Annotated in this window: 17 protein-coding genes and 1 pseudogene; 7 read left to right on the top strand and 11 right to left on the bottom strand. The window is 39.0% G+C overall.

Going from position 1 to position 20,636, the window contains the following annotated elements; all coding sequences use genetic code 11:
* Positions 1-49: 49 nt before the first annotated feature.
* Positions 50-481: a MarR family winged helix-turn-helix transcriptional regulator gene (locus tag ACZ5AE_RS11015; protein WP_464572188.1), complete on the top strand. Its 432-nt coding sequence runs from the start codon at positions 50-52 to the stop codon at positions 479-481.
* A gap of 60 nt (positions 482-541) precedes the next feature.
* Here ACZ5AE_RS11015 and ACZ5AE_RS11010 read toward each other — a convergent pair whose 3' ends face one another.
* Positions 542-724, bottom strand: a complete 183-nt coding sequence (locus tag ACZ5AE_RS11010) for a Fur-regulated basic protein FbpA (protein WP_464572186.1) — start codon at positions 722-724, stop codon at positions 542-544.
* Positions 725-1,319: 595 nt separating this feature from the next.
* Here ACZ5AE_RS11010 and ACZ5AE_RS11005 point away from each other — a divergent pair.
* A complete protein-coding gene (locus ACZ5AE_RS11005; RefSeq protein WP_464572184.1) occupies positions 1,320-1,832 on the top strand; it encodes a DUF2269 family protein in 513 nt (170 codons plus the stop codon).
* Between the two features lie 94 nt (positions 1,833-1,926).
* On the opposite strand, the gene ACZ5AE_RS11000 is transcribed toward ACZ5AE_RS11005, so the two are convergent.
* The 4 genes and pseudogenes from ACZ5AE_RS11000 to ACZ5AE_RS10985 all read right to left on the bottom strand — a co-directional run bounded on the left by ACZ5AE_RS11000 (position 1,927) and on the right by ACZ5AE_RS10985 (position 6,830).
* Positions 1,927-3,075: a GerMN domain-containing protein gene (locus ACZ5AE_RS11000; protein WP_464572182.1), complete on the bottom strand. Its 1,149-nt coding sequence runs from the start codon at positions 3,073-3,075 to the stop codon at positions 1,927-1,929.
* A gap of 277 nt (positions 3,076-3,352) precedes the next feature.
* Positions 3,353-4,816 (bottom strand): annotated as a pseudogene (locus ACZ5AE_RS10995) (IS1182 family transposase); the annotation flags it as partial.
* Between the two features lie 151 nt (positions 4,817-4,967).
* Complete coding sequence (locus ACZ5AE_RS10990; protein WP_464572180.1) at positions 4,968-6,002, bottom strand: electron transfer flavoprotein subunit alpha/FixB family protein; 1,035 nt, start codon at positions 6,000-6,002, stop codon at positions 4,968-4,970.
* Complete coding sequence (locus ACZ5AE_RS10985; protein WP_464572178.1) at positions 6,003-6,830, bottom strand: electron transfer flavoprotein subunit beta/FixA family protein; 828 nt, start codon at positions 6,828-6,830, stop codon at positions 6,003-6,005.
* 622 nt (positions 6,831-7,452) lie between these two features.
* Between ACZ5AE_RS10985 and ACZ5AE_RS10980 the strand changes: the two genes are divergently transcribed.
* The 5 genes from ACZ5AE_RS10980 to katG all read left to right on the top strand — a co-directional run bounded on the left by ACZ5AE_RS10980 (position 7,453) and on the right by katG (position 12,527).
* Positions 7,453-8,883: a PQQ-dependent sugar dehydrogenase gene (locus tag ACZ5AE_RS10980; RefSeq protein WP_464572176.1), complete on the top strand. Its 1,431-nt coding sequence runs from the start codon at positions 7,453-7,455 to the stop codon at positions 8,881-8,883.
* 92 nt (positions 8,884-8,975) lie between these two features.
* Positions 8,976-9,107 (top strand): hypothetical protein, encoded by a 132-nt coding sequence (locus ACZ5AE_RS10975; RefSeq protein ID WP_464572174.1) that lies wholly within the window; start codon positions 8,976-8,978, stop codon positions 9,105-9,107.
* A 202-nt stretch (positions 9,108-9,309) separates the two neighbouring features.
* Entirely contained in the window at positions 9,310-9,528 is a 219-nt protein-coding gene (locus ACZ5AE_RS10970) for a TerC family protein (protein WP_464572172.1), read from the top strand.
* A 57-nt stretch (positions 9,529-9,585) separates the two neighbouring features.
* The gene (locus ACZ5AE_RS10965; protein ID WP_464572170.1) at positions 9,586-9,735 is read left to right on the top strand and encodes a hypothetical protein; all 150 of its coding nucleotides are present in this window, start codon (positions 9,586-9,588) and stop codon (positions 9,733-9,735) included.
* Between the two features lie 575 nt (positions 9,736-10,310).
* On the top strand, positions 10,311-12,527 hold the full coding sequence (katG, locus tag ACZ5AE_RS10960) for a catalase/peroxidase HPI (RefSeq protein ID WP_464572168.1): 2,217 nt from the start codon (positions 10,311-10,313) through the stop codon (positions 12,525-12,527).
* A gap of 95 nt (positions 12,528-12,622) precedes the next feature.
* Here the strand turns inward: katG and ACZ5AE_RS10955 are convergent, their stop codons facing one another.
* From ACZ5AE_RS10955 to ACZ5AE_RS10930, 6 genes are all read right to left on the bottom strand, one after another.
* Entirely contained in the window at positions 12,623-13,408 is a 786-nt protein-coding gene (locus ACZ5AE_RS10955) for an XdhC family protein (protein WP_464572166.1), read from the bottom strand.
* Between the two features lie 227 nt (positions 13,409-13,635).
* Complete coding sequence (locus tag ACZ5AE_RS10950) at positions 13,636-14,505, bottom strand: FAD binding domain-containing protein (RefSeq protein ID WP_464572164.1); 870 nt, start codon at positions 14,503-14,505, stop codon at positions 13,636-13,638.
* Positions 14,490-14,966 carry a (2Fe-2S)-binding protein gene (locus tag ACZ5AE_RS10945; RefSeq protein WP_464572162.1) on the bottom strand — a complete coding sequence of 159 codons (477 nt, stop codon included), beginning with the start codon at positions 14,964-14,966 and terminating at the stop codon, positions 14,490-14,492. The genes ACZ5AE_RS10950 and ACZ5AE_RS10945 overlap by 16 nt, the downstream gene beginning before the upstream one ends.
* 20 nt (positions 14,967-14,986) lie before the next feature.
* Positions 14,987-17,125 (bottom strand): xanthine dehydrogenase family protein molybdopterin-binding subunit, encoded by a 2,139-nt coding sequence (locus ACZ5AE_RS10940; protein WP_464572160.1) that lies wholly within the window; start codon positions 17,123-17,125, stop codon positions 14,987-14,989.
* Between the two features lie 152 nt (positions 17,126-17,277).
* Positions 17,278-18,606, bottom strand: a complete 1,329-nt coding sequence (locus ACZ5AE_RS10935) for a nucleobase:cation symporter-2 family protein (RefSeq protein WP_464572158.1) — start codon at positions 18,604-18,606, stop codon at positions 17,278-17,280.
* Positions 18,607-19,085: 479 nt separating this feature from the next.
* The gene (locus ACZ5AE_RS10930; RefSeq protein WP_464572156.1) at positions 19,086-20,561 is read right to left on the bottom strand and encodes an aminotransferase class I/II-fold pyridoxal phosphate-dependent enzyme; all 1,476 of its coding nucleotides are present in this window, start codon (positions 20,559-20,561) and stop codon (positions 19,086-19,088) included.
* Positions 20,562-20,636 lie beyond the last annotated feature (75 nt).

Genomic DNA, 20,636 nt, shown 5'->3' with positions numbered 1-20,636 from the left:
GTCAACAACTTGACTAAAATAATAAATAGAAAATTATTCGGAGGGTTTTATGGAGGATTTAAAAACAAACATTACTTTAGATTTCATGAGAATATCCAATCTTTTAAGCAGATATGGTGCAAAAATGGTCGCTGATGTTGGATTGACCAGCATACAGCAATGGGTGATTTTGAGAACGATTATTCAAAAAGGAGAGATTTCCATTGGTGAACTTAAGGAAGAAATGCTTGTCACAAAACAAAATATGACGGGGATGATTAATCGCTTGCAGCAATCAAATTTAGTAACTTTAAATCAAGACCCACAAGATAAAAGACGAACTCATGTGAGGATAACAGAGGAAGGACACCGAGTTTATGAGCAATTGAGTACTTTACGAAATGATTTTAATGCCCAGACATATCATATTTATAATGACCAAGAAATAATGGTTTTAAGTGATTTACTTAATCGGCTTGTGAAGCATTTGAAAGAGGGCTAATACAGTCAGAAAAAAAGACCGCAGGTGCAAAAACACCCTACAGTCTATCGAATTTAAAACCTAGATTATTTGAATAGAGCCAAACTCACCATGGGGATGGTTCACTAATTTATATTTCCGATATTCAGATTCTAACTTTCTTAGAGTCATACCATAAAGGTTCTGATCTTCTTTATTATATACATTAAGGAAAATTAATTTATTGATAAGTTTTTGTCGCTTTTTTTCGTCGTTATTTCTCATCAGAAACACTCCTTTGATTTTACAAAAAGCTTACTGTGACTGTTTGGTTGATAATTTAATTATAAACTTATAATTCCTATCTGTAAAGTATGAATTAAAAAATATGTTTATGGAAGAACACCACCATACTGGTGTTTCAACAATGAAATAATGCGTGTTAAGGTGCAAACTTAACAATTAGAAATACAATTTTAAGGCGAAATCGCAAAGATTTCGTCTTTTTCTTTTGTTGATATATCAATGTTAATTACTAAATGATGAGTTTACTAGCAATAAAATCATCCCATTTTTAAATTGGTGACAATGCTTGTTGTCAGCGGAAGAATTATTATGCGAAAACCATTGTTAAAACACTTAATAAAATGAGCTCCAAAAATGAATTCAAAGCAAGAATAAAATAAAAAAATAAGACCGCAGGAGTAGATGATTTAAGACCGGGGCTCATTATAATATTATTTTCCTACTATTATAATGAACACTGTAAGAAGCAGTAAGGTACTTTTTGTTAAAAGAATGTTTATAAAAGGGTTTATAAAAGGGTTTATAAATATTTTATTAATATTAAAAACATTAGAGCAACTTGGAGGTTTGAATCATGAAGAAAATTGGACCTAAAGGTATGAAGTGGCTAAAAATTATCCACGTTTTTCTCGTTGTATTATTTTTCGGAGGAATTGTAAGTTCTTTGGCTTTAAATCTTCATATTGATTTCACAAAATATGATGAGTCCTATCTCGGCTATAAAAACATTATCATAATTAGCGATAATATTGTCAGATGGGGTGCGATTGGAACTTTAATAGTGGGTTTCATTTACGGATTTTTTACCAACTGGGGGTTTTTTAAACATAGATGGGTTGGTGTAAAATTTATTCTATATATTATTCAAACTATCGTTGGAATTTTTGTTATAGACAAGTTAATGGCAGCTAACATGGAATTATTGGAAACTCAGAAAGAAATGGCATTAACTAATCCAATCTTTATTCAAAATCACGAGATAAGACAATATGCGGTCTATTTTCAAGTTCTTATTACAACTTTCATATTTATTATTTCGTTTTTAAAACCTTGGAAGAAGAAAAAAATCCAATCAAAACAAAGTTAGTTTTGAGCTAATTACAATGCGAAAAGCGTGGTTAATTAACCACGCTTTCTAGTTTTTCCATTTACTAATTATGATGCTGTTTTATTTAAGTGGCTTAGTGAGAATCCTTTATCTCGATGGAGTTCTGAGTTTGTACCTTAAAGTACTCTCCTTTTTCCATGCTGATATGCCCTGATTCATAGGGTTTATTATCAATGGTGAGATATACTTTTGCAGTTTGATAATATTGACCTACTGTGTTGACAATGCTTTGAAGAAGCATTTCCTCGTATGCTGATCCAGCAGACATTTCATTCCTAAAAGCCTGATTCAAATCAATATACACGCTTCCATCTTGGTTTAAATATAAACTTTTAATCTCGGTATTTTTCGAAAAAACTACTCCCAATTGATTATTTATTGGCTCCTTATACGCTTTTGCCAAAATTTTTCTAGTAATGTCATTTGTATAAAACGTTATTTGCTTGCTTTTAAAATAAAGCTTTCCCTCATCAATATTCGGGTAATAAAAGTTGATGTTTTGAACCATTGGCACATTTTCCTCGATTTTAGTTAACGTAGAGGATATTTCAGTACCGCCGGAAACAAAAACGGATTTAACCAAACCAACGTTTTTGGCATAATAATCAACGGTTTTATCATTTCCACTTTTTGTAGTAACTTCAATCGCTTTATAATTCCCTGTCGGCGTTGGAATCTCTACTGCAGTATTCGTGATCGTTCTTACTCTTCCATCCGTTAATTTCCAAGTGGTCCCCTTTGTTAATGGGGACATCAAAATGACTTCTTTTTCATCATTGACAGCTTTTAATAGATTTTCTCTATAGTAGATCTCTTCTTTGGAGAATACCTTTGTAAGCTTACCATCCTTAAGTTCCAATACATTAAACATAACGGTACCGCCATTATTGATTCTTTGTTGAACTTTTTCTTCAGAAATATAATCATTGTAAACTTCATAAGAGGCAAATTCGTTTCCTGTTCCTTCATATATATATCGAGTATTTTTCTTCATTGGATAATATTCTATAATGGATTCTATATTATTCTTTGGTTCTTCATTTCCTTTATTATTGGGATTGTTATTGTCGGATGTACTATTGTCGTTTTTACCATTATTGTTGGAAGTGCTATTGTTCTTACTATTATTGTTTTCGTCGTTGTGGTTTCCAATTTGTATGCCACAACCCACAAGGCTACCAACCAAAATAACGACGGCAAAGAAGACGATCACCTTTTTCATATCAATATCCCCTTTTCCATTTTTGAAGAGTCATGTTATAAATTCCCCCTTTCTTTAAAGTATTCAATTTTGCTTTCAAATATAGCATATTGAGATAATGAAAAGAGACGGTTCTCGTGCATCAATAAAATGATGCATGAGAACTGTCCGAGACTACTGAAAAAGTCGGTATTTTTTTAACATTGGTTAGACTGTTCACGTTTTTTTGTTTAAAATCCATAAAATTATCCACTTTTTTCAAGAATCGAGCTTAATATGTAATAATATGGGGGGGTTAAGTGGATAGGATGTTTGCTATCCGCTTTAAATTTACCGCAAAAGCAGTTAGCTTTGCTTGTGTAGACATGCTTTTTAGACCGTACCCCCTGGCACGATCTAGCCCGTGGAAATTTTTCATTTCCCCGTTCTTCCATTCTTGGCAAGCCCTTTTTTTGTATTTTTCTTTGAATTCCTCCGTCTTTTGCTTTTGGCTATACTCATAGAATTCCGGGGCGTTGATTCCCACTACTAAAATTCGTCTAACAGTGCTTCCTTTTATACATTGCTCTCTCAGCGGGCAGTTTCTGCATTTTTCCTTCGCAAAATAGTATTTGTAGGATTCTCTGCCTCGCTTATCTTTTCTGTACTTTTTCTCTTCCGTTTTGTTTCCTTGCTCACAAAACCATTCATCGGAGTCTTTGTTATAACTAAATCTTTCCTCGTCCACCCTATAGGCCATCGGATTTACAGGTATGTAAGGAGAGGCTTCTAATTCTTTTATTTTATCCAGAATGTGCTTCTTGAAGTAGGCTCGATCCCCAAATACTTCTTTAATTGTGATTCCACTTTTCTTGGTTAAATCCATTAGTTCGTCAAACTTTGTTCCATCCACATAGGATCCATTATCAACTCTCACAGCCGTTATAATTCTTTCTTCCGTTGTAATGGCATATTCAGTCTTATACCCAAAGAAGTTCTGTGTTTTACTCTTGTGGCCCACCCGGGCCTCCGAATCTACGATGGAACGAACGCCTTTTTGCTCCATAAATTTAGGATCACTAATAATATCTTTTGCATTTTGAAGAACTTCTTTTATCTTTTGGTTTTTTTCTACCTCAATCTGCTCTTTCACTTTGGAGATAGTCTCTTCCATGTAAGCTTTCATCGTTTCTTTTGCTTCTCTATGATCTTCGATTTCCTTGTATTCAGGGATATTCTGATTGATAGACTCAGGAACTTCACCAGTTTCATCTTTTATTGTTTTAAAGATTTTTTTGGCAAGCTGCTTTATTACCCTTTCGGGTGTTGCTTTAAATGTGTTGGCTTCAGTGTGGGTAGTATCAACACTTATGCTGGAACCTTTGATAATTCCCTTATCCACACATTGTTTAACTAACTCTGAAAGGAGGTCATCTAGTGTTACATCTTTTAATTTGTGTACTCTGAATTTTGCCAATATGCTTGGATGAGGCAATTCTTCATCTGGGTTGATATCTAGAAAATACATGTAGGCAAGATTCAAGGAAGCATCTTCGATAACCCGCTCGTCGGAGAGTTTATAAAGTTTTTGTAGAACCAACAATTTCACCATTAGTTCAGGTTCTTTGGCAGGTCTTCCGTAATATTTACTGTAAGATTTTTCGAGGAGTTTATTAATAAAACTAAAGTCAACGGCATCATTAATTAATCTAAGAATATGATTATCTGGAATTTTATCGTATAATAATGAATAGATGCTTAACCGCATATTTTTTTTAAGCATATAGAAAAGCCCTCCTAATTTGGTTTTTTGGTTTCTAGTCAACTCCATTATACCAAATTTGAGGGCTTTTCTATTTATTTATTCATGGGATTTCCAAATATATGGAAGTGTTTTTCAGTAGTCTCGAACTGTCCCCGTGTTTCATCTATCATCAGCCTTGGCTGGCATGACTTACCTTTTCTCTTGATAAAGCCTGTTTAAACTGTTCAATCAGGATCGGAACGATTTCAAAGGCATCGCCTACAATTCCATAATGACAGTTTTGGAAAATCGGAGCTTCTTTGTCCTTATTGATAGCAATGATTAACCCGGAATTTTTCATTCCCACAATATGTTGTATGGCACCGGAGATTCCAATCGCAAAATAAATCTTCGGTGTTACTGTCACACCGGTTTGCCCTACTTGATGGGCGTGGTCAATCCATCCCGCTTCTACTACATCCCGGCTGGCGCCAACTGCACCTCCAAGTGTTTCCGCCAATTGGTGGATTAACTGAAATCCTTCGAAACTCCCTAATCCTTTTCCACCCGCGACAATGATATCGGCTTCGTCGATTCTTACTTTCTTTACCGTTTCTTTTACAATCTCCAAGACTTTCGTCCGTATATCTTCTTCTTTTAATAGTATTGTTTCTTCTACTACCTTGCCTGTTCTCCCTGGCTGTGGAGGCAGTGCCTTCATGACTTTGGATCGGACCGTAGCCATTTGAGGCCGGTATTTTTTACAAAGAATGGTTGCCATAATATTTCCGCCAAAAGCTGGCCTGCTCGCGAGAAGTAACCCTGTTTCCTCTTCCACGTCCAACTCCGTCGTATCCGCCGTCAAGCCCGTCGGCAAGTCGGTGGCTACTGCGCTTGCCAGATCTTTTCCGGTCGAAGTGGCCCCGAACAGGATAATTTCAGGTTTATGTTTATCGCTGCAATCAAGCAGTGCCTTCATATATGATTCTGTCCGGTAATGTTTAAAGATGGGCTGGTCATAGACATACACGGTATCTGCCCCGTATTCAAATACAGTGTTTGTTAAATGCTTAACATTTTCTCCGATTAAAATACCTGCTAATTCTACTCCCCGTTTGTCTGCCAGCTTTCTTCCGGCACCCAAAAGTTCAAGTGATACGGATGCAACGGCTCCATCTTTTTGTTCAATAAATACCCAAACACCTTTGTAATCTTTGAAATCCAATTACAGCCCCTCCTTTGTTTCAAAGAGTTCTTTCTTTTCGAAAAGGACAGAAAGCAATTGTTCTACTTGGGTCGTTGGGTTACCTTCAAATAACGTTCCCCCAGATGGTTTTTGTGGAGCCCATACTTTGGAGACAATTGTTGGCGATCCCTTTAAACCAAGCTGCTTTATATCTACCTCATCCAGGTCATCAACAGACCAGATATGGGGTTTATATCTGGCAGCTTTGAGCATGTTTGGAAGCGGAGAATATGGCACTTCATTGATTGTTTTTTCAACGGAAAACAAACATGGTAATGTGGATTTTACGACTTCATATCCATCCTCCAGCTTGCGATGGACAATGGCATATCCTTCTTCATGATTGATTTCCTCCACCTTATTCACCGAAGTCAGCGGCGGAATATCAAGCCTTCTTGCTATTCCAGGTCCGACTTGCCCAGTATCGCCATCGATGGACATTTTTCCGCAAATAATCAGATCTACTGGCTTCGTTTTTGAAATTTTTTCAATCGCCTTTGTTACGGCATAGCTCGTTGCCAATGTATCCGCACCAGCAAACCGGCGGTCCGTGATTAAATAGCCCTCATCCGCGCCAATTTCAATGCACGTTTTAATCGCGTTAACCGCCGGAGGCGGCCCCATCGTCACAACGGAAACGTGTCCTCCATACCTATTTTTTATACGAACCGCCTCTTCAACAGCATGGGCATCATACGGATTCAAGATCGCAGGCGCCGTCCTCCGGTCCATCGTGTTTGTTTTTGGATTCATCTTGATAATTTTGGTGTCCGGTACTTGCTTGATACAGGCTACAATATGCAGCATTTAATCCCTCCTTTTATTGTAAAAGCGAATGGCGGTGCCATTACTAAACCTTTTATTATGAAACTCTAGGTTCTTAAAAGCTTTAAGCCCGTTACCATTACTTTATTAACAGAGATGTCCTAACATTCGAATTTTCGGATAAATATCTTATTAATCCTCGCTGATTTTTGGATTCGAGGATATCCTGCGAATTTCTGAGCATTTAGCATTCTCCAATTTCAAAAAAATAGCAGGAGAAATCCATCTCCTGCTAAGCTATCATTCTAAATATTTATTTGCTGTTTTCGTAGATATTTTATATAAAATTAAAGCATTTTTCATTTATTTTTTCTTATTCTTTTGGTTTGATTTTTTCGAATTATTATTTTTATTATTGCTATTTTTAGATGCTGCATTGTTCTGCTTTTTGTTGTTGTTTGATTTTTTTGCCAACAATATCACCCTTTCGAAACTTTTGTCTTGAAGCGTAATATAGAATATTCATGTCCAGAAAAAAATTCCAATATCGGGCAAAAAAAGGCGGTAGTCTCTGCCTTTTTTGGTCAGCCCTAATTAGGTACTAATAGACCAGTTCTAATCATATTTTTATAAAAGAAACACAGGAGAAGGAGTGTATAGTTAGGTGAAAAAAGTAAAGGTTAATTTACTGCCCATTGTTAGTAAGATAAATTTACCCACTGTCTTGAAAACAGCTATACTTCCAGGCGACTCAACGGAAAGATTATTTATCGCAACCCAGGTAGGAGAGATCTTTTACATTGGAAACGGTAGTTTACGGACCTTTTTAGATATACGCCCGCAAATTATAAAGCTTGGAACTTCTGAACCAGGTGTTTCTCGAGGCGGCTATGATGAACGGGGATTGATAGGGCTGGCATTTCATCCCAATTTTTATTATAACAGTCTGTTTTATCTTCATTATTCAGTAGCTGGAACACAGGGTCCGGGTGCTCTTTCTCAACAATTTAAGCCTAACCCGTGTGACCCCGGTACCTTAAACCTAAGGTGGTTAAATAGAGAGACTCAATATGATCATATCGATACCGTGGAAGAATGGGTTTTACAATCGAATGGACAGCCTCAAAAACGAAGGACATTACTCAACTTAAGAAGACCATTTTTCAATCATAATGGTGTCAATAGCTTAAATTTTTCTCCTGAAACGGGGAAACTTATTTTAACAACCGGAGATGGCGGTGCAGGCTATGATCCTTTTAATTTAAGCCAGGATGATATGGAAATAGCCGGAAAAATAATAGAAATTGATGTAGCTAAGAATACATTTATCGATAATCCACCTGTAGTCACACGCTTTAATGAACTCCCTATACCTATTCAGCAAACCCTTACGGTTATTGCCAAAGGAGTTCGCAATATCCCAGGCATTTCATTTCAAAGGTTTTACAATCAATATATTAAATATGTTGGAAATGTCGGACAGGATTTTGCAGAATCCGTTTTTTCATTCGCTCATTATAAACCAATACCGGTTACACAGCTTATTCAAGCTTCCTTAAGAAACATCGAACTTGACCAAGAAGGATTGATTAACCTTGGCTGGCGAGGGTGGGAAGGTGCTTTTCCTACTTCGATTATTCGCAGTTGCTCAGGAAATCCAACTTTAGATGAGAAAACAATTGCTTATTACAATGAAGCTTTAACCACTTCAGTGAAGCGTCTTCCGCCCCTAACTAGTTATTATCATAAAGATCCGCGCCCCGATAAGTTTGGAGGAACTGCCCTTACAGGAATTCAAGCCTATACGGGGAATGCAATCCCCAATTTAACGGGAAGACTTGTGTTTACCGACCTAGCCAGAAATGAAGAAACTAAACCTCCGGTTAGAGGCGTTTTAGCTTATACCAGGGTAAGAACAGATGGTAGACTAAATGATTATAGTGTTATAGAAACGGATTATAATTTTGGGTCTCAATCTGCCTACTATGTTAGTTTGGGAACGAATCTTAACCAAAGCAGACTATATTTAGGGGTTAATAGCTCGATGAAAGTAACTGATTTTAACCAGGGTAGTGTTTTTGAAATTGTTCCATGATTCAAGGTTATGCGGAATCTTAGCACTTACAGACTTGTTAAACATAAATGTTTGGTATTTGAACAGAATAAAGATTTGGAGGTGATAAAAAAATGGATGAAAATACAAAGATATACCCGAATGTAAAATTAGGCGGACAAAAGTCTAATGAAAAAGGCGAAGGTGATTCTAACCATAAACGTTATGACTATCCGGATAAAGACGAAATAAAAGGAAACAAATAAGTAGTTATAACAAGGCTGTACATTTAGTTTTTTGGAAATTAACATCATCTAATCAGGAATAACCCAGCTATTGCTGGTTATTTTTAGTTTAATCGTTTGTCCTATTTATTAAGGCTAATAAAAAAACGGTAAAATTTTTGCATATTTAGTTCATAAAGTTTTCTGCCTAAATTCAAAAAGATATGAAATACCAATATCATAGATGTTCAAAAAATATACAGAAGATGACCCGAATATCAAACAATCAGATAAAGTTTGGGGTGCGATCAAAACGATTGCGATTGCTGATTTTGCCATGTCTATTGATAATGTTATCGCGTTATCAAGCGTTGCAGAAGGAATCCTGCCAATTGCTGTTGGAATTGCCATATCGATCCCAATCTTTATTTTTGGAAGCAAATTATTAACGAACTTAATGTAGAAATTTCCAATCATCGTTTATGCTGGTGCGGGATTATTAACCTATGCTGCAGGTAAAATGATGGTTGAAGACAAAGGATTAGAAAAGTTCCACATCTTAATTCCAGAATCCCTTCATTTAGTGATTCCGATTGCTATGGCGATTATTTTGGTGGCAGTCGTGTTTGTAAAGAACAACATGGCAAAAGAAGCAAAAGCAACAATATAATCATGAAAAGCACCGATCAATCGGTGTTTTTTCTATGCTTTGACTTGCCTAATGTCATTCCATTTCATTATAATGGTAATATAGGAAAATATTTAACTTCTTATAACCCTTTTATTAAATGCATTATCACTGTCATAATTCTTCTAAGTGCACTTTTACATTCTCATTTACAATTATTATTATCATTCTCCTCTACGAAAATACTACTTTTTTAGAACAGCTAACATAATAATCTGGATGCCCTGGATCATGATTTTAGTATTTCTCAACTATTTCTTTCCTTTTTGTCATGAATTTCACAAATCAAACTTAGCTTTTACTTACATTACCTATGAATCTTCAGTATTTAGCACTCCTTTTGAAAAATTAAGATAGATTTAATTGTTGCTAAAATATATTTTTCCTCCGTGACTAATTTTGTTTCAAAATTTTCTTTCAATTAATTTTATCATTTTGCTTTCTTTTTATTTAATAATTTACTATAATAACTATATAATAATTATTATAATTATGGTTTTAATATAAAAATATAATTATAATAATTTTAAACTTATCCAAAAGGAGAGATAAATAATATGGATGCTAAAGACCATGGAAACATCGGGGGATGCCCGTTTCACGGCGGTGCAACAAGTGTCAAATCAAGTGGTACGTCAACTCGAGATTGGTGGCCAAATGCGTTAAATCTAAATATTCTCCATCAGCATGACAGAAAATCTAATCCTATGGGAGAAGATTTTCATTATGCAGAGGAATTTAATAAATTAGACTATGCTGCTCTTAAGCAGGATCTTCAGACTCTAATGACAGACAGTCAAGATTGGTGGCCTGCTGACTATGGAAATTATGGTCCATTCTTTATCCGAATGGCTTGGCACTCTGCAGGTTCTTATCGTACTGGTGACGGCCGCGGCGGCGGCGGTACTGGCAACCAGCGATTTGCTCCACTAAACAGCTGGCCAGACAACGGTAACCTTGATAAGGCACGCCGTCTTCTATGGCCTATTAAACAGAAGTATGGGAACAAGATTTCTTGGGGCGACTTGATGATTCTAGCCGGTAATGTAGCGATTGAATCAATGGGCGGCAAGACATTTGGATTTGGAGGCGGCCGCGAAGACATTTGGCATCCTGAAGAAGACATCTATTGGGGTAATGAAAAGGAATGGCTAGGTGATAATCGTTACACAGGTGACCGTGAACTTGAGAATCCACTTGCTGCCGTTCAAATGGGGCTTATCTATGTTAACCCAGAAGGTCCAAACGGCAAACCAGATCCGCTTGCAAGTGCCAAGGACATTCGTGAAACCTTTGCACGTATGGGAATGAATGATGAAGAAACAGTAGCACTAATTGCTGGCGGTCATACTTTTGGTAAGGCACACGGTGCAGGAGATGCCTCTCATGTTGGTCCAGAGCCAGAGGCTGCACCTATTGAAGCACAAGGCTTGGGCTGGTTAAGTACATACGGCAGCGGTAAAGGCCGTGACACCATCACCAGCGGTCTTGAAGGTTCTTGGACAGCTAATCCAACACAGTGGGATAATGGTTACTTTGATCTTTTGTTTAAATATCAATGGTGGCTTACAAAGAGTCCTGCAGGTGCTTATCAGTGGCTTGCTGTGGATCCTGCCGAGGAAGATCTTGCTCCGGATGCAGAGGATCAATCAAAACGTGTTCCGACAGTGATGTTCACTTCGGATATGGCATTGCGTTATGATCCAATATACGAAAAAATTTCTCGTCGATTCCATGAGAATCCACAAGAATTTGCAGATGCATTTGCTCGTGCATGGTTCAAACTGACACACCGTGACATGGGTCCTGTTACAAGATATCTAGGCCCGGAAGTTCCAGAAGAAGAGCTTATCTGGCAAGATCCTGTACCAGCTGGTAATTATGAATTAACAGACGCAGATGTAGCTGAGATTAAAGCAAAAATCTTAGACTCAGGACTTACAATCAGCAAGCTAGTAACAACTGCTTGGGCCTCTGCTAGTACCTACCGTGGCTCAGATCATCGCGGCGGTGCAAACGGTGCACGAATCCGTCTTGCTCCACAGAAGGATTGGGAAGTGAATCAACCGGAACAACTAGCACAAGTACTACAAGTATTAGAAGGCATTCAAAAGGAGTTAGATAAGCCAGTCAGCTTGGCCGATTTGATTGTATTAGGCGGTAGTGCCGCGATCGAAAAAGCGGCACAAGATGCAGGTTTTGATGTTACGGTTCCTTTTGCTCCAGGACGCGGCGATGCCACACAAGAGCAAACGGATGTAGAAAGCTTTGCAGTACTAGAGCCTATCGCTGATGGTTTCCGCAACTATCAGAAGGGACATTTTACTGTAAGCCCAGAAGAGCTTCTAGTAGACAAGGCACAACTACTAAACCTTACTGCACCAGAAATGACTGTTCTTATCGGCGGTTTACGTGTTCTGGGTACAAACCACGGCGGCACACAGCACGGTGTATTCACTGATCGTGTAGGTCAACTCACGAATGACTTCTTTGTTAACTTGCTTGATATGGGAGTGCAGTGGAAGCCTGTAGGAGCCAACGTCTATGAAGGACGTGATCGTAAAACAGGTGAAGTAGTGCGTACAGCAACTCGAGTGGACCTAGTGTTTGGTTCAAACTCCGTTCTACGTGCCATTGCAGAAGTATATGCTCAAGATGATAACAAGGAAAAGTTTGTGACTGACTTTATTGCTGCCTGGGTCAAAGTGATGAATGCAGACCGCTTCGACCTTAAAGCGGTTGAGCTTAAGCAAGCTCAATTAACAAGCAAGTAAGTTTCAAAAAAGTAACCGCCGTCGGTTGACGGCGGTTACTTTTTTGAAAAGATTGTTGCTAATAAAGATTCGCAAACAAAACTCGTAAAATTGCATTATCTATTTAATTGTTTCACTTTATTAGGCTTCGCCTCCTTGCTTACTTTGATAATTTCCCCGATAATACTGATGGCAATTTCTTGTGTTGTTTCCGAGCTAATATCCAATCCGATTGGAGAATGGACCTGTTCCAAAAGGTCTTCTGTGACCCCTTCATTTTTTAGTTTTTGAAGTATGGTGATGGTCTTACGCTTGCTGGCAACCATGCCAACATAGGCAATCGAATATTCCAGAGCTGTTTTTAAAACAATATCATCACCATCTTTGGTCACAATCACGACATAAGACTTTTCAGTTGGGTTGGCCGCGCGCAATGCCTCTCCAATATCCTCATTCACAAAAATGTTGGTTGCATTGGGAAAGCGTTCCTTTGTAGCATAACCAACCCGGTCATCGACTACGCTGTACGGAATTTCAAGGAAGTCAGCGAGTGTTGCCAGCGCATGCGCCAAATGACCTGCCCCCGCTAAAATGAGCTCAGGCCTATTTTTATATATTTCAATAAACACCCGCAACGTCCCGCCGCAGCTCATTTGAATTCCATCTTTTGCATGTCTATTCAATTTGTATTCAACGATTTTTGATTGACCCTTTTCGAGCGCCTTTACACTCTCCTCGATAATGTAGTGTTCGGCCAGTCCCCCTCCGACAGTACCTTCAATCGAACCATCACGGTATACTATCATTTTTCCAACATGCCTGGGAGTCGAGCCCTTTGATTCAATTATCATAGCAAGTGCAAAGGCTTCGTTTTGACGGTTCAGCATGGCCACTTTTTCCATTAATAGTATGAGTAGCTCCCCCCTTTTTTAGGACCTTTTCTAATGAGTGTAGATAATATGATTCAATAAATATTAAAAATCGCAAATAACACTCGTATAATCGCAATTAAACGGGTGATTTCGCAAATATAAGTGCTGAATACATTTACAAAAGCAGCATATTTAAAATTGCTGCGTTAAACTAAAACGTTACAACAGGGTGAACAAGTCTAACGCAGCCAATCACATTAATTCGGTTGAAATTGCTTCCTGCTAAGAAAATAACGTAATAGATTTAAAGCTACTTTTTTTCTATATACAGCAGTCGAGCGGTGGTCGTCGATTGGCCGAATGATTTTATCGAAGGCTGCTACAACCTCAGCAATGTCTGAATCTGCTAATGGTATGGTTTTTCCAAGCAGCTTCTTCTCAATATCAATAGAACGAACCATTGTAGGCCCGACCGCGCCAAATGCAACGCGGACATCCTCGATTTGGGCAGCATCGATCCGGATAAGTCCTGCAAACCCTACTTTGGCAATGGCATCTGCGTTGCGGTTGCCGACCTTCTCAAACACAACATGCGAGCCTTCTTCTAATACGGACGGCAAGATAACTTCAGCCAAGATTTCATTATGTTGACGCCCAACCCTTCTTACGCCTTGAATAAAATCGCTAATGGGTATCACCCGATCACCATTAACGGACCGCAGCAAAAGCTTGGCGTTATAAACATATAATAATGGCAGTGTGTCTCCAGCCGGAGAAGCATTACAAATATTCCCTCCCAATGTCCCTCTGTTTCGGATCGCCGGTGCTGCGATCGTTTTGATTGCGTTCTTTAAGGGAAGAGGGATTAGCGGTTCCTCAAGTAATTCACTATAGGTACAGCAGGCACCGATATGGAGATCCTTTTGATTTTGATATACCCGCTTTAGTTCAGATAGATGATCAATAAAAATAACCGGGTTCGAGATTTTCGGAGGCACTCCCCTTCGACTTTTGTGCAGGACCATGACATCGGTGCCTCCAGCAATAATGGAACAGTTTTCATTATTCAATTGGCTCAACGTTTGGTCTAAACGATCGAAGCGATATGCGGTTATTTTTTCTGCCATAAGCCGTCCCCTTTTTTCGCTGCTAAGTTAATCGCATCCACAATCATATTGTAGCCGGTACACCGGCACAGGTTTCCGGAAATTCCCTCCCGAATTTCAGCCTCCGTAGGATGAGGGTTTTTGGATAATAAAGCGGCACTAGCCATGACCATCCCAGGAATGCAGTAACCGCATTGCACTCCTCCAGCATTGGAATAGCTCTCATCCAAAATTTTAAATTGTTCCGATTCCATGATTCCTTCTATCGTGACAATTTCAGCTCCATCAATCGAACCAATAGGAATCAGGCAGCTGTTTTGCAGAAGATTATTGACAAACACGCTGCAGGCTCCACATTCTCCTTCACCGCAGCCTTCCTTTGTTCCGATTAACGCAAACTCATCTCGTATAAAATCTAGTAATCTTGCTGTGGGAGGGGCATCCGTTTCTACTAATCTTCCATTAAGCGAAAATTTTATCAACCTTGTTCACCTGCTCTCATTCATAGACTTTCGATTATGACTTCCGGTGTAATGGGAATTTGCTGAAAAGACGTTTGCAGTGCATCCTCGATCGCCGCTTGAACGGCTGGAGCCCCGCCGATTAACGTCAATTCTCCTGCACCCTTCGCCCCGTATGGACCATCCGCATAAGGATTATCAAAGACCTTGCTTTCGATTGAAACCACGTCCATTGAAGTCGGAGGTCCATAATCCGAAATGCTTTTTTGTTGGATTCTGCCTTCCTTTGACGTCATCTTTTCTAAATAACCGTACGCTAATCCTTGAGCCAAGCCGCCGTCAATCTGGCCTTTCATAATCCTGTCATCGATGACCTTACCCACTTCATAATTGCCGTATACTTTTTCCAGCTTAACATTGCCTGTTAACGTATCCACTTCGACCTCAACAATATTAACGCCCCAGGAATAAGCCGGGTAGGCATCTCCTGTAAAGGTCTTCTCGTCCCACGGAATCATTTCACGGTGAACATAATGCTCCACTACTTCCTGCTCCACCCCGGTTTGCCACTGCGCCTTTAGTTTTTTTGCGGCACGTTCAAGCAATTTCCCGACAATCATGGTAGTCCGTGAGGCTACAGTCGGACCCGAGTCCGGAACCTCTTTTGTATCAGGAGCAGGATACAAAACTCTGTCATATGGAAGGTCGAGTGCCTTAGCGACAATTTTACTCAGTGTCGTATAAATTCCTTGTCCCATATCAGAATTTGAGATTTTTAGTAATACCTTGTCATCCATTGATTTAACCAACTTTACTGTTGCTTTAATATGATCTCTTTCGCCGCTGCCTGTAAAACCGCAGCCGTGGAGAAACAGCGAAGTTCCGATTCCTTTTTTATAGCGTAGATTATGTTGATTGAAACGCTGAAACTCCTCTTTTTTCTTTTTAAAATCCGATGCATTAAGCAAATCCTCAATCATGTCTTCCATAAGGATTGGGTCTCGGAATTGTCCTTTGGTAATGGTGGGGTCTCCTTGTTTGACGAGGTACTTTCGTTTATATTCAAGTGATTCAATATTTGCCAGTTTACTAAGATGTCCCATATGACTTTCAATTCCAGCAAAACTTTGTGGAGCACCAAAGCCTCTGAAAGCCCCATTTGGAACGGTATGGGTCTTTAGGACGTATCCTTTTGCATGAAAATGTGGAATTTTATAAACACCTGCACTGTTTAATAATGCGCGTTGCAGGACGACTGAACTCAATCCTGCATTCGCTCCGCCATCAAGAAAAACGTCCACACACATGCTTAAAATATTTCCTTTTTCATCAATAGCTGTTCGGTACTTGAATTTGGCAGGATGCCTTTTCGTCGTTACCACCATATCTTCAGAGCGGTCGAACACCAGCATCACCGATTTCTTGACGGCATTTGCCGCAACGGCTACGTGACACGCCATCATCGAAGGAAATTCTTCTTTGCCGCCAAAACCTCCGCCGGTAGGGCTTTGAACCACTCTGACTTCATCATCGCCGCAGGCTAAAGCACTTATCAACGCATTTTTTATATAATAAAGGCATTGCATCGAGCCCTGGACGACAATTTCATCATCCTTATAGATACCTAGCATTCCTTGCGGCTCCAGGTACACATGTTCCTGATAACCTGTGGCATATTCTTCTTCAATGATTTTGTGGGCTACCTGCTCAATCGCAGAAATGACCTCTAAGCTTTCCCCAAATTCATAACTTGCCATTGTAACCCCGGGTGCAGATTTTAGTCGGATCGCATCATCCAATGTGTAGATAGCCTGCTGCTCTTCAAAATCAATTTTCACTTCATTTAACAAACGGTACAGGATTTCCAGATCCTTTCCCACGAGCATAAGTATCGGTTCCCCAATATAATTAACCCACTCATTAGCAAAAATGGGCTGGTCTTCTTGGATGATTTTGACAACATTCGGACCGGGAATCTGCTCTGCCCCAATCGCTTCATACCCTTCAGGAAAATTGGGCAATTGAATGGATTTAATTTTTCCATAAGCAATGGGCGAACGAACCAAAACACCATAAACCATATTTTCCACTTTCACGTCGCTAATATATGCCAGCTGACCGGACACTTTACCACTATGGTCCTTCTTGGGCACTGAGGTGCTTATGTCTTTGAGACTCATTGAACAACACCCTTCGATTCATTTTTTAACAGATAGATATATTAATAGAAACCTCTTCCTACAATTTTATAGATAATAAGGATATTTTATGATTCATTTTTATCCCCATTACGTCACTAAACCGAACAGTGATCCTTCGGGTTTATCTATGATCAAATACTTGATTCTGCCGAATGATCCGATTTGAGATCTTCTAATATATCATTATTCTTTTGGTCTTCCCTTTTATTTAAAAATAAGTTGAGCACAATAGCGGTAAAACTTCCGATTACAATACCGTTTTGAAAAAGCAAACGCAATCCTTCGGGCATTTTTGCAAATGCATCAGGGACTACGGAGGCTCCCAGACCAATTCCTACCGAAACGGCGATAATCAGGAGATTTTCATTTTTATGGAAATCGACGCGGGAAAGCATTTTGGCACCAGAAGAAATAACCATACCGAACATCGCAATCATTGCTCCTCCAAGAACTGGATTTGGTATGATCATTGTAAGCGCTGACACTTTTGGTACCAAACCTAATATCATCAGGATCACACCAGCGGCAATGACTACATTGCGTGTTTTTATTCTCGTAAGGGCAACCAATCCCACATTTTGAGAAAATGTAGTGTAAGGAAAAGCGTTAGAAATTCCTCCAATCAAACTAGCCAATCCTTCTGCCCTCAATCCTTTTTTGATGTCAGTAGATTCCAATTTCTTTTCACAGACATCCCCCAAAGCCAAAAATACACCTGTTGATTCAATCATGCTTACAATGGCAACAAGAATCATAGTTAAGATTGCCGTTACATGAAAAGTGGGAACCCCGAAGTAAAAGGGCTGCACCATGTGAAACCATGAAGCCTGGTAAACTGATGAGAAAGTTACCATCCCCATGCTCATCGCTACAAGAGTACCTATAATCATAGAGATTAGTACAGAAACGGCTCTCATGAAGCCTGTAAAGTAGCGGTTAAATACTATAATCAGGACGAGCGTCAATGCCGCCAGCAATAAATTTCTTATATTCCCAAAATCCGGTGCCCCTACTCCTCCGGCAACGTTGTTCATCGCTACCGGAATGAGTGATATCCCAATGATCGTTACAACAGATCCCGTTACGACAGGGGGAAAATACCTCATTACTTTACTCATAATTTGAGCAAGTATCATGACAACAATCCCGGAGACGATGATGGCACCATAAATAGCGGTTATGCCCTGAAGTTTTCCAATTGCAATCATCGGTCCAACAGCAGTAAAAGTACACCCCAATATAACTGGAAGCTTGATTCCAAAATACTTTCCTCCAACAACCTGAAGTAATGAGGCAATTCCGCAGGTGAACAAGTCAATGGAAATAAGGAATGCCAATTGCTCCGCGTTCATGCCTACCGCAGGTCCTACAATAAGGGGAACAATCACGGCCCCAGCATACATGGCCAATACATGCTGCAGACCGAGAGTTCCTACCTTCCATGGAGTTAACTTTTCCATTATTCAGCCCCCCTTGTTTAAGACTTTTTGAGCAGGTCATAATGATAAATTCTACTTTTAATTATATTTCTGATAATAATGGATATACCTTTCTATGTAATTAAGATTAATAATGGCATTTAGCCAATATTAAGAATCATCTAACAACAACTGTTGCTTTACACTCAAGTTAGTAAAACTACATTCATTATCGTCCCAAAACTCAACAATTCCTTTGACAGCATCTAATTTTTGATTTTTAGCTATGCTTTTTCCAGTCCATAGGACAACCTAAATAAGGAGAGTAGACTACAGCGGGATCGTCTACTCTCCTTATTTAAAGTTTCAGCAATTTATTAAACTGGGAAATTAATGACCCGATATAGAACAGCAGCAAATTAGGCAAACTAAAAATACATCCGGTCTTGCATATCTCCGGGTAACAAAACTGCATCTATTAATTTTGTAAAGTTCATCTACTTCTCCGCCTCATTGATTTTTTATTTAAATGGTAAATATTCTTTGATAACTCGAAGTGTGTTTAATTGTTCATCCTCTGCACCTTGAACAGGAAGACCGGCTTCGATATTTTTTCTTGTGTATACTAAATTATCTTCCGTTATTATTTCACCCGGTATAAAAATTGGGATACCAGGAGGATAAACCATTACAAACTCTGCAATGATTCTTCCAACAGACTGTTCAAATGGAATCACTTCCGTTTCAGCGTAAAAAGCATCCCGTGGTGTTAAAGCCAACGAAGGAATTTCAGGTAACAAGACAGAACTGTTTATATTCATGTCCGCTTGAACTTTATATTCCTGTGACAATACAGTTAATGCTTTTATAAGTGTGTGTAAATCTACCTGAGTATCTCCAGGTGTTACAATACAAAGGATGTTGTACAGATCGGACAGTTCGACTTCAATATTAAATCGATTTCGCAGCCATTTTTCAACATCATATCCTGTAATCCCTAACTCTTTTACAGATATTAAAAGCTTGGTAGGATCCATCGCGACTGCAGCGCTTGATTCTAGAATTTCACGCCCCATACAATAAAGGTGAGGAATTTCATTAATTTTCGAACGTGTTTCTTCTGCTTTTCGAATCGTGTCCGTCAGCAGTGCTTGTCCTTCTGTAGCTAATGATTTTCTGGCCACATCTAATGATGCCAGTAATAAATAAGAGGTCGAGGTTGTCGTCAACATACTCAGAACCGATTGTACCCGTTTGGGTGAAACAAGTTTTCCCCGTAAATTTAGAATGGAGCTCTGAGTAAGGGAACTGCCTAATTTGTGCACACTTGTTGCAGCCATGTCAGCCCCTGCCTCCATGGCAGATAACGGCAGTTCCTTATGGAAATTAATATGCGCTCCATGGGCCTCATCTACAAGAACCGGAATGTTTCTAGAATGTGCAATGTTGACAATTTTTCTTAAATCCCCAGAGATTCCATAATAGGTTGGATTGATAACAAGAACAGCTTTTGTATCCGGGTGTAAAACTAATGCACTTTCAATGGAATCTGGTGTAATCCCATGAGAGACACCAAACTTCGAATCTACTTCCGGATGAATAAAAATAGGAACTGCACCTGAAAAAACGATCGCACTCATGATTGATTTATGAACGTTTCGCGGTACCAGAATTTTATCACCCGGTGCGCAAACAGACATAATCATGGCCATTATGGCCCCGCTCGTACCTTGAACAGAGAAAAAGGTATAATCCGCACCGAATGCTTTTGCAGCCAACTCTTGTGACTGTTTGATGATTCCTTTTGGAAGATGTAAATCATCAAGTGGTCCAATGTTGATTAAATCGATTGAAAGTGCATTTTCACCAATAAATTCTCTAAACTCAGGATCCATCCCATTCCCTTTTTTATGGCCGGGAATGTGGAATTGGATTGGATTTTTTTCTGCATGATTTTTTAAAGCAGTAAATAACGGAGTTTCAAATTGGTTTACCAATTCATTTCTCACCCTTTCTCATCTGCAAATTAAAGTGAATCAGTGTTGAAATAGATGATGAAAGTGTTCTCTTGA

The sequence above is a fragment of the Neobacillus sp. S1227 genome, assembly GCF_055385255.1.
Note: the sequence above shows the minus strand (reverse complement) of the source record. Positions and strands in the feature narration are given on the sequence as shown.

Coding starts and splice junctions, on each gene's coding strand:
- ACZ5AE_RS11015 (WP_464572188.1), top strand. CDS start 50: ATGGAGGATTTAAAAACAAACATTACTTTAGATTTCATGAGAATATCC.
- ACZ5AE_RS10955 (WP_464572166.1), bottom strand. CDS start 13,408: ATGGAAAAAGTGGCCATGCTGAACCGTCAAAACGAAGCCTTTGCACTT.
- katG (WP_464572168.1), top strand. CDS start 10,311: ATGGATGCTAAAGACCATGGAAACATCGGGGGATGCCCGTTTCACGGC.
- ACZ5AE_RS10970 (WP_464572172.1), top strand. CDS start 9,310: ATGTTCAAAAAATATACAGAAGATGACCCGAATATCAAACAATCAGAT.
- ACZ5AE_RS11010 (WP_464572186.1), bottom strand. CDS start 724: ATGAGAAATAACGACGAAAAAAAGCGACAAAAACTTATCAATAAATTA.
- ACZ5AE_RS10965 (WP_464572170.1), top strand. CDS start 9,586: ATGATGGTTGAAGACAAAGGATTAGAAAAGTTCCACATCTTAATTCCA.
- ACZ5AE_RS11005 (WP_464572184.1), top strand. CDS start 1,320: ATGAAGAAAATTGGACCTAAAGGTATGAAGTGGCTAAAAATTATCCAC.
- ACZ5AE_RS11000 (WP_464572182.1), bottom strand. CDS start 3,075: ATGAAAAAGGTGATCGTCTTCTTTGCCGTCGTTATTTTGGTTGGTAGC.
- ACZ5AE_RS10935 (WP_464572158.1), bottom strand. CDS start 18,606: ATGGAAAAGTTAACTCCATGGAAGGTAGGAACTCTCGGTCTGCAGCAT.
- ACZ5AE_RS10950 (WP_464572164.1), bottom strand. CDS start 14,505: ATGGCAGAAAAAATAACCGCATATCGCTTCGATCGTTTAGACCAAACG.
- ACZ5AE_RS10940 (WP_464572160.1), bottom strand. CDS start 17,125: ATGAGTCTCAAAGACATAAGCACCTCAGTGCCCAAGAAGGACCATAGT.
- ACZ5AE_RS10975 (WP_464572174.1), top strand. CDS start 8,976: ATGGATGAAAATACAAAGATATACCCGAATGTAAAATTAGGCGGACAA.
- ACZ5AE_RS10985 (WP_464572178.1), bottom strand. CDS start 6,830: ATGCTGCATATTGTAGCCTGTATCAAGCAAGTACCGGACACCAAAATT.